We start from the raw sequence: 12,588 nt of genomic DNA on the forward strand, positions 1-12,588 counted from the left end.
TAGCTCTTCTCCTTCCCAAATGTATCCATCACTTATAGATAATATGATACATCACAATAGAGACTTGTCAAGCAAAGAAACCCGCTGACCGGAGTTACACCTAGTGAAATTGAGAGAATTTCTTTCTCTTTCTGACAGCAAAATTATGATCGCTGGCTTCTTCACCACTCCTTCTTCGCACGCATATAAGCAAGATCCAGTTCATAGGGCCATTCCCAGAAATCGGTCTCACCTTTTTCCTTTGCTTTCAAAGCTTTGTGGACTCTCTCTCTGCTGAGGGGATAACTGTGGATCCTCATGCCCGTCGCTTTGAACAGCGCGTTATTAAGTGCCGGAGCCGGAGCGATCATCGAATGCTCTCCAACACCCCGGTTCCCGTAAGGAGAAATCTCTTCAGGTACCTCTTCCCAGAAAGACTCGATCTCTGTAGGAGCGTCCATTATCGTGGCGATTTTGTAGTCCGTGAAATCGGGATTGAGCAGTCTGCCACGCTCGTCATACGACAAGCCTTCCATAAGGCATGCAGAAAGACCCTGAACGGTACCGCCTTCTATTTGACCCTTAATGTTTATCGGGGTTATTGCCTTGCCGACATCGTAACCCGCGCAGACTTTGTTTACAAGTATCCTTCCTGTGCCGGGATCGACCTCAATATCTATCCCGACTGCGCCAAGGGTGAAATGGGCAACTACCTTTGAGGACTGCCCCGTATCGGGGTCGGGATAGATCAGATCCGGCGGTGTAAACGAACCGGTACCAATAATCGGGCCACCTTTCAAAATTCCGTCAGGCATTTTGAAACCATTCTGAACTCGTTCGTCTATCCTTTCACTCTTGCCAAGTTTGTGACACTTGACGACTCCGTACTCTATGCTTATTGTTTCGACCGGTGTCTGCCAATACTCTGCAAACAAAGCTAGGAGCTTCTCTCTCAATTCGCTGGCAGCTCTTTTCACAGCCATCCCCATTGACCAACAGGATCTGCTAGCAACCGTCTGCCAGTCATAAGGGTGGCTCTGAGTATCTGGATAATATACTTTGATCCAGTCGTAAGGAATCCCGAGTTCTTCAGAGACGATCTGTGCGAAGGCGCTGTAAGTACCCTGCCCCATGTCCATCGTCGCAGCCAGCACTTCTACGGTCCCGTCTCCGTTTAGCTTGACAATAGCGGACGAAGAGGCGTCTGCAGGAATCGCAGGCGCTTTTATTGCCAGCGCGATCCCCTTTCCTCTCTTCCATCCCTTCCGTGTCGCCGGTTCTTCTTTGTGCAAATCCATCTTCTCTACCACTTTGTCGACGATCTTCTCAAGAGCGTGATCGTGCATTGGCATCCCCGTGCAAGTTGTCTGGCCCTTCTTGATAAGGTTCTTCTTTCTGAACTCGACCGGATCGATTTTGAGCTTGTGGGCAACGATATCCACAACCACTTCCAGAGCACTCATAAGCTCCGGCAAACCAAAGCCCCTATACGCTCCCCCAAAGGGTTTGTTTGTGTAAACCGCATAACAGTCTGCCCAGACGTTGGGAATGTTGTATGCTCCCATTGAAGTGTACCCGGCGCTCCTGACTGGATTTGCACCATATTCGGCCGAGATTCCAGTATCGAACCAGAACGTGTTGCGGATTCCCTGCATTAATCCATCGTCGCTTACCGCCATTTCTATTCTTGCAACGAAACCCTGTCGAACCCATGAGCTCAACATAACCTCTTCTCTTGGAATGAAGAGTTTCACAGGTCTTCCTTTGATGTCTTCGTCCATCGCGGCGGCAAGACAGAGAGCCTCGACTGTCATTCCTGCCTTTCCGCCAAAGCCTCCGCCTATCGGAGGAGCAATCACTCGGATCTTATGAAGAGGATAATTAATACCTTTGGCAATAATGTCTCTCACTGTGAAAGGAGACTGCGCGCTTGTCCAGATCGTGATCTCTCCAGACCCAGGATCCTGTTTGCATATCGTACAGAAAGTTTCAATGAAACCGTGAGCGATCTGAGGGCAGGTTATTGTTTCCTCGAAGACATGAGCAGAATTCTTGAATGCTGCCTCCGTGTCCCCCTTTCTAATTCTGAACCAGTTTGCGATATTGGTGTTCGGCTGAGGTGTTATGAAATCAACATGCTCGTACTTATGAAGATCCGGATGAACCAATACTGAATTATTCGTCGCTGCCTTCACGGGGTCAAAGATCGCTTCGAGTTCGCTGTACGTTACCTTGACTTTTTTTGCTGCTTCCGATGCTGCCTCTTCGGTCTCGGCAACTACAAGAGCGACGGGTTCTCCAACATATCTCGCTCTTCCAATGGCCATGGGGGTTCTGTCCTTCAAATATAGTCCAAAGTGATGGGGGAAATCCTCTCCTAAAAGGACCTTCAACACTCCAGGAATTTTCAGAGCTTCCGAGTCATCGACGTTCAGGATCTCTCCATGAGCCACAGAGGAACGGACAACCGCTGCGTGAAGCAGTTCGGAGCCGAACCTCAGGTCGTCGGCAAACTGAAGTGTACCTTCGGCCTTTTCCAAGTCATACTTCCTCGGCAGCCATTTCCCTATCCCAGTCTTCGTCTTAATAGTCTTCACGCGTCCCACCTCCTCCGTTATTTCCAGAAAGAATGGCGGCACTCTTTTTGACCGCTCTGATGATTGCAAGGTAACCCGTGCACCTGCAAATGTTTCCCGAGAGGGCTTCCCTAATCTCTTCATCTGAAGGAGAAGGATTTTTCTTCAGCAGTGCGTAAGTAGTCATTACCATTCCAGGAGTGCAGTATCCACACTGGATGGCGCCTTCATCGATGAAGGCCTGCTGAATTGGATGTAGTCTTCCTTTCTTCACAAGTCCTTCGACGGTGAGAATGTCTGCACCCTCGGCTTCTCTGGCAAGAATAAGGCATGACTTTTGGGGAAGGCCATTCATTATCAAAGTACAGGCTCCACATTCTCCCTCTTCACAACCCCTCTTGAGACTGGTAACGCCTTGCTCTCTTAGGGCATTTAGAAGTGTCGTTCTATCTTCAACAACCAGAGTTGTCTTACGGCCGTTGAGCGTAATGGTTACGCGCTTGTCCTTCATTTGTGAACACCTTCTCCCGCAGGTCTTTCAAGACAACGAGAGATTGCTCTTCTCGTCAGTTCGGCAATCATCTCGACCCTGTATTCTCTGGAGGCTCTCACATCCGTGATGGGATCGACTGCATCGGCCGCTAATTCTGCAGCTTGGTCTATTACCTCGTCATCTATGTTGCTGCAGGAGTTAAGCAGCTTTTCAGCCTCAGTCGCTCTAAGGGGTCTAGCAGAAACGGCGCAGAAAGCAATTCTGAACTCTCTGTTATCACCCTTGAAGAGCGTGCAACAGACGGCAGCCTGAGCGATATCTAGAGCCTCTCTTCTTATTGCTTTGAGGTAACAGCCGCTGGTCTCCACTGCTGGAAGAGCGATCCTTATTCCTGTGACGATCTCATCGGTTCCAAGAGAGGTTCTCTTTGGTCCAGTAATAAACTCCGAGACCGGAACCTTTCGACTGCCGTTCGGTCCCGTGATCTCGACTTTCGCGTCATAGCAAACCAGAGGTGCGATCATATCTCCTGAAGGGACTGCGGCACAGACATTTCCGACAACTGTGGCACGATTCCTTATAAGTGGATCCGAGTGTGCCTTGCATGCCTGAACCAAAGCTGGGAAGTAACGATTCAATGAATCGTCTCCGATAACTTCGTTGAGAGTTACCAGCGCTTTCACTTCAACGTTGTCCTCGTTCACAACTATTCCTTTGAGTTGCTCCACAGCCGTCAAGTCAACGATATAGTCGGGTTCCTTAATAGACTTATGCAGCCATACAATAACGTCAGTGCCACCGCTCTTAACCATGGCCTTATTCCCATGGCGCTGAAGCGTGTCCAGTACCTCCGAAATCGAGCGGGGTCTTTCTAGAACGAAGTCACGCATTCGCTATCGCCACACTTTCAATAAGATTTATTCCTCTTCGTCGAAAGCTACAATTCTGCTTATACACGACTCTCCGCCGACGAACCGCCAGGGGAAGCAACCTATTACCATTCTTTTGTCAAGTATCTTGTCTATCTCTCCGCCGACGTTTTCTGCGTGAATAATGTCATATGGGAAGAGAAGAACATGCATCAACTGGTAGTCTTCGTCAGGAAAGATCTCTTCGAGTGACTTCCCGTATTTCTCATGCATATAGTGATCGCACTCTTTTGCCTGAACCGGCATCCACTCACGAATCTTCGTGTTCATTGGATGGTCGGCCGAACCACAGTCGACACCTATCCACTTGATCTTCTTCATTTTGCACCACTCTGCGAATTCCCTGGTTGGTCCGGGGTGTTTTATCATGTATCTTACTTCGTCGGCCTCGGGCTGATCGTAAGCATATTTGTGGTATCCAGTGTTGATAATAAGAATATCGCCTTCTTTCACCTCTACTCTCTCTTCGATGTCCTTGGAAGTGTAGATTCCATAGTCTTCTGCGATATCCGAAAGATCAACTATTACTCCGGGCGCAACAAGTTCATTGAGAGGTATGCTCGCGATGTCTCTCCCGTGAGTGCAGAAATGCAACGACCCGTCCAGATGAGTCCCAACATGGTTGGAATGCGTTAGAAGCTGTCCGTTTGCACCGTTTGGGGCAAGCCTCTTGAAAAACTTTATCTGTAGGGGCTCATAGGTTGGCCATGGTGGTGTTAGGTGGCTGATCGGTTGCGATAACTCGTAAATCCTTATCTTGTCCCAGTTCTTCGGTACCATAAACTACCTCCTCTATTTGGAATATTTCTCAACGAATGCTTCAGCTGCCTTGACAAAGGCTTCAGACGGCATCCTTACTATTCCCGCTCCGACCTGTCCTTTGCCGGCCTCTTTGTGAGCCGCACCGGTGTCGAGGATTGGAGTGATGCCCGTTTCCACGACTTTGATCAAATCAATTCCCGTAGGAGTTCCGCGAAAGTTCAGTACGGGAATCGTGAAATGCTTGTTTTCTCCCACACAGATCTCATACATTTCCTTCGTGTAGTTAACCGCGTCCTGAGGGGTGCCTCCGACGAACTGAACGATCGCAGGCGCTGCGGCCAATGCAAATCCGCCAACTCCGTAAGTCTCCATAATTGCGCTGTCTCCTATGTCTCGATTTACATCGTCTTTCGTGAAACCAGGAAATAGCAGGACATCGGGCAGAGCCGCCTGACAGGTAAACCACTCGTTCTCTATTCCGGCAATCTGTATTCCGAAGTCGGTGCCGTTTCGAGCCATGATTGTAATCATGCTGGAACCCTCTACATAACCGACGCTGTCAAGTGAGGCCTTTGCCGCGGCCATTCCAGGATTCAAGAAGAAGTGATCATTGCCTGCCATAAACTTCACAACCCTGGAGAGGTTGTGATTACCCCGTTCCGCGTCTATCAAAGAAGGAACAAGTGTTCTAATCAGAAGTGAAGTGGCTGCCCTGTTGCGATTATGGAGTTCATCTCCCATGTGGAGAGACTGAGAGATCAAGCTCTTAAGATTGAGGCCACCATTATCTTCGACGTATTTTCGCACCCCATTTCTCAACACTGGATAAAGAACTTCACGCATCCAGTTCAGTCTTTCTATGACCTCTTCGCTGAATGCACCCATTCGCAAGACCTTTCCGAGGCCCTCGTTAAGAGTCGCATAGCCTCTCCTTCCAGAATTCTTTTCTTCAACTACCCATACCGGCAGATTAGGAGATATTATTCCTGCCATAGGGCCGACCGAGTTGTGGTGATGGCAGGGTTCAAAAGTGATTTCTCCTTTCGAAGCCAACGCTCTCGCCTTTTCCGGAGTTTCCGCCCAACCTTCGTAGAGAATTGCGCCTGTTATGGCGCCTATCATAGGGCCCGACATCCTCTCCCAAGTTATGGGCGGACCGGCATGAAGAATCATTTTTTCTCCGAAATTTGGAATAAACTCTTTGGCCATTCCGAGACCAACAATCTGGGGTTCGGCCTTCAAAAGCCTTTCAAACGCTATAGAATTTGCTTTATCGATGTCATTCAACCTCTTCACCTCTCAATTTCCTCAATCTATCCATCAACGAACTTTTGGCAAGAGGAGGTCTCCAATTGACCTTGACCGCCGGAACCTCTTGCTCCAGAAGATCGAGATAGAATCTCTCCATCCCAAGGTTTATTACTTTTGGACCACTGTTTAGCAAATCTTTGAACGACAAGATTATCGCTCCCTTCTTGAAATGAGACTCGAGGCCAGAAGCGCGGCCCTGGCATTACTCTCACAGACTATGACACCTGCATCTTCCAAAAGAGAAATCTGTTTCGCCAGGTCTTGAGGGTCTCCCGCTGTACCGCAAACATAAGCAACATAAACCGGCTTAATTTCTCTTTTTACCGCTCCGATAGCCTCTGCAACTTCTTGAGATGGGTTTTCCGCACTCCCATATCCCAGGACTACATCAAAGAGAACAACAGCCACCGAATTATCTTCCGACTGCTCCTTAAGCTGCTCGGCCCTGAATGAAGGATCTATCATGGGATGCAGTCTCCCCTGAGTGAACTCGTCTTCTCCGTAATCTATGAACGAATGACCTATGGGTTTCAGACTGTTCTCTAGCTTGAATTCCTTCCTTAGAGGCGCATTGCTGTAAATAGGGTTGATGTAAGACTGTGCGATGTACTGGGCTTCGTAGCAGAGAGTGCCACCGGTGAAAAGACCCCTGACATATTTCCCCTGAACCTCTTCAATGGGCCTCCAGCCTGAAAGGCTAGCGTACTCGGCTCTCAACTTGTCCCTCGCAGCTGACACCTCTTTGCCATTAAGAATCGCCTCTGCAACGACGGCACATTCCTCGAGCTCTGCCGAATAATGCACTCTATCTTCGTCTTTCCCGCAATCATCCCCCATAAAGCAAATAACACAATCCTTTCCAGTCTTCTTCAAAGAGTTTAAAATCCTCTCTTTAACCTCAGGATCAGGCGGTTTTCCAACCGCAATAATCAGAGAGATCTCTGGATCATCAGAGAGTTCTCGTATTCCTTTGAGGAAAGATATCCCTCCGACGCATTCTTTAACGTCTCTGCCTCCCGTTCCGATCCCATGCTTAACACCGATGCCGCGCCTACTAAGCTGCACCATTACTTCCTGAAGGCCGGTACCAGAAGCCGCAACGATTCCAACAGGACCCTCAGGACATACATTTGAAAAGCCAAGGCCCTTTCCATTGATGACCGCTGTGCCACAGTCCGGTCCCATGACGATCAGGTCGTTTCTGTCAGCGTAATGCTTCAGCTTTATCTCATCTTCAGTTGCGACATTGTCTGAGTAAAGCATTACGTTCAAGCCGTTCTTGAGAGCCTTCATCGCCTCGGCTGCTGCGAATCTTCCGGGAAGCGATATCAAGGCAAGATTGGCGTCTCTCAACACAGCGAGAGCACCTTCAAGCGTTCCCGGAGTATACTCGGTGTCATCTTCTTTCTTCTTCCAAGGAGGAGATGCGAGATACGAACGAGCTGTTTCGAAGATCCTATCTATTTCGTCTTTTCTGTAGTCGATTCCGATTAACAGGTCATCCGGAGAAAGAAACCCCGCTTTGATTTCAAAGCCGGCAGCTTTCATGATGTCAATGTTCGCCTCCGTCGCCATGTTAAGTACCGCATCTACGACGCCATTAATTCTCTTAATTTCCTTGGCCACGAGCATCAACGTTACGCTATCGTAGTATTCGCCTCTAACGACCTCGATTTTCTTCATATGAACCTCCAGAAACGATATCGGCAGTTCTAGTAATAATTACTTATCAAATGTTTAATATTCACTCTGACAATTCGATAGACCCTACATAATAACTCTCATTTAAGACATTGAGATCTACTCAGATAAGCTGTGGATCACTTCCTCTCTCAATTCCGTAAGCGAAACCCGCAAGCCATGCTTTTCCAGAGGAGTGTCCCCAGTTAATGATTTTTCCTGCCCTTTTCATGACTTGAAAGGAGTCGCCTTCATTGAGCGCTAGTGCAAGTTCTATTCCTCGCTTCCAGAATTTTCCGTCAAGTGCATCCCTGATCATTTCGGACGAAAACCAGGTGGTTTTTCGACTGAGTGCTTCCTCTATCTCACTTGACAACTTCTTTGTGTTTCTCCCTTCCAACTTACAGGCCGTAATCCATCCGACAAGAAAATCATCTCCCGCCGGCGTGAGGCCCGGCCCAAGACCCACCAGTCTGAATGGTTCATCAAGGTTTTCCTGAATGCATTTGAGTTCAGCATTGTCCATTAAGCTTAGCCATTCAAGCCACAATCCCCTCATCTTTCTATCCGGCAGTCCGCTCATGGCTGAAGGATCGAATTTCACTACGGCGCCTTTTATATCGATTCCAACTTCGTGACCGCTTGCCATTGGAGGAAGTCCCTCGATCAATGCCGATCGTGGCAGGAAATCGTCATCATCGACTAGAAGTGAGTATCTTCTCCCTTGTTCGTCTCTGAAGTTCACAGATTTGCTGAATGCCGTCTTCACTGTGAGTCTATATGTACTCTCTTGCCAGTCTGAACTTCTTTCGTAAGGATAGAGGTAAATCATATAATGCCTTTTCTCTTCAGCTCTTCCATTTCCAGATCGCTAAGCCCCAGCATCCCAGCATAAACCTCCCGGTTGTGTTCCCCTAAGAGAGGGGCTGGCCCGGCAATCGAGGCCGGCGTATCCGAGAACTTTATCGGTACACCCGGCATCTTGACATTTCCACATCTGTGGGGAACTTCAACGATCATTTCCCTCGCTCTGATTTGCTCGTCTTCAAATATGTCGGCGATATTGTTAATCTTTCCACTTGGAATATCAAGCTTCCCGAAGACACCCAGCCATTCGTCTGAGGTTCTCTTTTCTAGTTCTCCTCCAAGGATTTCCATAAGTTCTTCGAGGTTTCTTACTCTTGCAGGATTATTGACGAATTTCGGGTCGTCACACATTTCCGGTCTTCCAATTGCCTTACAAAATTTCTCCCATAAGACGTCGTTCCCAACTGCGATATTGATAATCCCATCAAGCGTCTTGAAAGATGCAAAAGGCGCGATTGAAGGGTGCCTATTTCCTATCGGAACGGGCGGCTCGCCGGTCGCGGCGTACCTTGCGATGGCATTTTCCAAAACGGAGACCATGCTGTCAAGCATTGCCACGTCTACCTTCTGTCCTTTGCCGGTGAGATTACGGCTGTGGAGAGCGGCGAGAATTCCGATACAGGCGAAGGTTCCGCAGAAGATGTCTGCAATGGAACTTCCGACCTTTGTCGGACTGTTTTCGTCGGGACCTGTTATGCTCATCATTCCACTCAGGCCCTGAATGATAAGATCGTAGGCAGTTCTATGACTCATGGGACCGGAGTGCCCAAACCCAGATGAACATGTGTAGATTAGCCTGGGGTTGATTTCACGCAGTCTTTGCGCCGAAAAACCAAGTCTCTCGAATACACCCGGTCTGAAGTTCTCCACAAGTACGTCGAACCTCTCAATAAGCCTTTCAAGGAGCTTCTTTCCTTCAACGGTCTTGAGATTCAATGTAATGCTTTTCTTTCCTCTGTTTATGCTCATGAAGTATGCGCTGTCATCACCCACAAAAGGGCTGAACGATCTCGAGTCGTCGCCTCCTTCCGGCCGTTCTACCTTCACAACGTTCGCGCCCATGTCGCATAGAAGCATTGTGCAGAATGGACCTGCAAGAACCCGCGTAAGATCAAGAACGGAAATTCCTTCAAGCGGCTTTGACAAGTTCATCTCCTCCTGTATGGAATTCTTTTTGAAGGCTGAAAAGCGCTTTTACCTTCGCTGAGTATTCCCTTGTAGGAATCAAGGTTTCTATCTTCTATGTGGTCAAATATCTGATCTCTTGAAGCGCCCGGAGTTATCTTTCTTATAGGATCGGCCTCAAGCATCGCCGAAACAAACTCCTCACAGCCAGATGCCTGTGCCAGCTTCATCCCCGACGGGTGAACAATCATCGATGAGCCAAAGAAGTTTGACCCGCTTGAATCCTTACCGACTAGATTAGATGCAATCCAGTAGACATGATTATCATATGCTCTGGCCCTATTAGTGAGTTCCCATTGGTCGAAGGTTCTCAAAAAAGCAGAAGGACGACAGATGACTTCTGCCCCCTTGAGTGCCGTAACCCTTGCAAGTTCAGGAAAATCCCCATCGTAGCAAATCACTACACCTATTTTTCCTATCGACGCCGAAACCACAAGAGGATCCGACCCCGGAGTTGTCCAACCTCCCGCCGACAGTCTTTCAGTAGGGAAGGGATGGGTCTTCCTATATACACCAATCATCCCCTCAGGACCGACGATGGCTGCGCTATTGTATATGACAGCGCGCTCTTTCCCCCGTTCATAAGTGGGAAAGCATATGTAAGTATCGAACTCATGAGCCCATCTGACAGCTTCATCTGTAAGACTACCGGGGATGGAATCTACTACCTCCCAGAGAGACTCTGCGTTTCCAATCGGAGTGAACCCCGTAGTAAAGCTTTCGGGCAAAACCACGAGGGAAGCACCGGTCTCCCTTTTGCAATTGCCTATCAAGTGATAAGCTTTTTGAAGATTTACCTTGACGTTCATAGGTTCTGCTTCAAATTGAATGGCTGCCGAGACAAAGTTTTTCATGATGGGATATCCTTTCATTTAACAAAAAGAGCATCTATATGTCACAATCTAGCACATTAGATGCCAATTAAAGATGCGTTATCTACACACCCTACTGTCTGCCGCGAAATTGCTTTCACCATATTGGAAATCTGAAACAAGAAAAAAGCAGGAAAGGGCAATATCTCTGGACCAAAACGTTTTTCTCTGAACCGAGAGAAATTTGGTGGTTGTAGAAACAAAAACAAGTATTCGGCGCTCTTTTCATATGCTCAATAATACTTCCAATCGCTTCCCTATGATTTATAACTTATCGTCATTAAAATCCCATTGTTCGAAATTCGAAGTATCACTTGACTTGTAACATACTTAGGTTGTATAGTTGATTAATGAAATTCTGTGAGGGATTATGTATGATCGATAGCGTATATCTAAATAAACTGAATATGTTCTGGTGGTGGAGCAGCCCCTTCAATGGGGGTTAGCCTTTTGCTACCAGGGTAAACCCATACTGAAGGGGCTCTCATGATGGAGAGCCCCTTTTATTTTAAGGAGGTAGTGGCATGAAGAAGAGAACTGTAGTGAATTTGAAGTCAGAGGAGTTGCCGAGAAGCTGGTATAACATAAAGGCTGATTTGCCATTCAAGATGGATCCGCCTTTGAATCCGGCAACAAATGAAGTTATAAACCCCGAAGATATGATGGCGATCTTCCCAAAGTCAATCGTAGAACAAGAGATGAGTGAAGAGCGGTTCATTCCAATTCCCGAACCGGTTCTCGACGAATATGCGGTCTTCCGCCCGAGCCCACTCATCAGAGCTACCTTTCTTGAGGAGTACTTAAACACCCCGGCGAGAATATATTACAAGTATGAAGGAAACTCCCCGACTGGCAGCCACAAAACCAATACGGCTATCGCGCAGGCCTATTACAACAAGACCGATGGCATCACCGAGCTCACTACCGAGACCGGAGCCGGTCAGTGGGGTAGCGCCCTCTCTTACGCCGGAAGGAAGTTCGGTCTCACCGTAAGAGTCTTCATGGTCAGAAACAGCTTTCAGTCTAAACCAATGAGACAACACATGATGAGAATGTTCGACGGCACCGTGGAACCAAGTCCGGGAGAGAACACTGAAAGCGGAAGAAACTTCCTGAAAGACAGAAAGAACTTCTCCGGCTCATTGGGAATGGCAATAAGTGAGGCAATTGAAATCGTACTCAATTCAAAGACGAAGAAGTACTCCTTGGGAAGCGTTCTCGATCACGTTCTCCTTCATCAGACAGTAATCGGACTGGAAGTCGAGAAGCAGCTTGAAATGCTTGGGGAGAAGCCCTCTTCGATTATTGGTTGCCACGGCGGTGGATCTAACTTTGGCGGAACGATCCTCCCATTCGTAAAGAGAACATTTAACGGTGATGATATCGAGTTCATTGCATGCGAACCGGAATCCTGTCCCTCACTCTCAAAAGGTGAGTACAGGTACGACAGTGGAGACTCTGCCGGTTTCACACCCCTACTTAAAATGTACACGCTAGGAAGAGAATTCGTTCCACCCGCAATTCATGCAGGTGGACTGAGATACCACGGCGCAGCGCCTCTCATCTCAAGACTGGTGAAAGAAGGAATCGTTACTCCCATTGCCTTCCCGCAGGAAGAGACCTTCAGGGCAGGACTTCTCTTCGCAACGACCGAAGGAATCATTCCCGCTCCGGAATCATGTCACGCAATTGCCGGTGCCGTGCGAAAAGCAATCGAAGCCCGAGAAACTGGAGAGGAGAAAGTAATTGTATTTACACTTAGCGGAAATGGCGCGCTTGATTTGTCCTCATTTACAAGCACACTCGAGGCGCACAGAGACGTTCTCAACTTCGATAAGCTGCGCGAATCGAGCATCGTAGAACAGTAACTATTTGAAAGTCCTTTTGTTAAACGGTTTCGGTGGATCGGCTGTTGCAATAATCAAGTAGAAAAT

General features: G+C 48.0%; 11 protein-coding genes. 1 reads left to right on the plus strand and 10 read right to left on the minus strand.

Features of this window, described 5'->3' with window-relative positions:
- Window positions 1–161: 161 nt before the first annotated feature.
- The 10 genes from THEBA_RS06660 to THEBA_RS06705 all read right to left on the minus strand — a co-directional run bounded on the left by THEBA_RS06660 (window position 162) and on the right by THEBA_RS06705 (window position 10,636).
- Window positions 162–2,576, minus strand: a complete 2,415-nt coding sequence (locus THEBA_RS06660; protein WP_014730976.1) for a xanthine dehydrogenase family protein molybdopterin-binding subunit — start codon at window positions 2,574–2,576, stop codon at window positions 162–164.
- Window positions 2,563–3,066 (minus strand): (2Fe-2S)-binding protein, encoded by a 504-nt coding sequence (locus THEBA_RS06665; RefSeq protein ID WP_006486709.1) that lies wholly within the window; start codon window positions 3,064–3,066, stop codon window positions 2,563–2,565. Before THEBA_RS06665 ends, THEBA_RS06660 begins: the two co-directional genes overlap by 14 nt.
- Window positions 3,063–3,938 carry an FAD binding domain-containing protein gene (locus THEBA_RS06670; RefSeq protein WP_014730977.1) on the minus strand — a complete coding sequence of 292 codons (876 nt, stop codon included), beginning with the start codon at window positions 3,936–3,938 and terminating at the stop codon, window positions 3,063–3,065. The genes THEBA_RS06665 and THEBA_RS06670 overlap by 4 nt, the downstream gene beginning before the upstream one ends.
- Window positions 3,939–3,965: 27 nt before the next feature.
- Window positions 3,966–4,757, minus strand: coding sequence for a cyclase family protein (locus THEBA_RS06675; protein ID WP_014730978.1), 792 nt, complete (start codon window positions 4,755–4,757; stop codon window positions 3,966–3,968).
- Window positions 4,758–4,769: 12 nt separating this feature from the next.
- Entirely contained in the window at window positions 4,770–6,035 is a 1,266-nt protein-coding gene (locus THEBA_RS06680) for a YlbE family protein (protein WP_006486715.1), read from the minus strand.
- A complete protein-coding gene (locus THEBA_RS06685; protein WP_006486719.1) occupies window positions 6,019–6,198 on the minus strand; it encodes a hypothetical protein in 180 nt (59 codons plus the stop codon). Before THEBA_RS06685 ends, THEBA_RS06680 begins: the two co-directional genes overlap by 17 nt.
- Before the next feature lie 2 nt (window positions 6,199–6,200).
- Window positions 6,201–7,733 carry a fatty-acid metabolism regulator protein gene (locus THEBA_RS06690; RefSeq protein WP_014730979.1) on the minus strand — a complete coding sequence of 511 codons (1,533 nt, stop codon included), beginning with the start codon at window positions 7,731–7,733 and terminating at the stop codon, window positions 6,201–6,203.
- A 121-nt stretch (window positions 7,734–7,854) separates the two neighbouring features.
- Window positions 7,855–8,562, minus strand: a complete 708-nt coding sequence (locus THEBA_RS06695; protein WP_006486723.1) for a DUF2877 domain-containing protein — start codon at window positions 8,560–8,562, stop codon at window positions 7,855–7,857.
- Window positions 8,559–9,749, minus strand: a complete 1,191-nt coding sequence (locus THEBA_RS06700; RefSeq protein ID WP_006486724.1) for a CaiB/BaiF CoA transferase family protein — start codon at window positions 9,747–9,749, stop codon at window positions 8,559–8,561. Before THEBA_RS06700 ends, THEBA_RS06695 begins: the two co-directional genes overlap by 4 nt.
- Window positions 9,746–10,636 carry a carbon-nitrogen hydrolase family protein gene (locus THEBA_RS06705; RefSeq protein ID WP_014730981.1) on the minus strand — a complete coding sequence of 297 codons (891 nt, stop codon included), beginning with the start codon at window positions 10,634–10,636 and terminating at the stop codon, window positions 9,746–9,748. The genes THEBA_RS06700 and THEBA_RS06705 overlap by 4 nt, the downstream gene beginning before the upstream one ends.
- A gap of 542 nt (window positions 10,637–11,178) precedes the next feature.
- Between THEBA_RS06705 and THEBA_RS06710 the strand changes: the two genes are divergently transcribed.
- Window positions 11,179–12,522, plus strand: coding sequence for a TrpB-like pyridoxal phosphate-dependent enzyme (locus tag THEBA_RS06710; RefSeq protein WP_014730982.1), 1,344 nt, complete (start codon window positions 11,179–11,181; stop codon window positions 12,520–12,522).
- Window positions 12,523–12,588 lie beyond the last annotated feature (66 nt).

Origin of the sequence: Mesotoga prima MesG1.Ag.4.2 (genome assembly GCF_000147715.2) — a bacterium.
Classification (GTDB): domain Bacteria; phylum Thermotogota; class Thermotogae; order Petrotogales; family Kosmotogaceae; genus Mesotoga; species Mesotoga prima.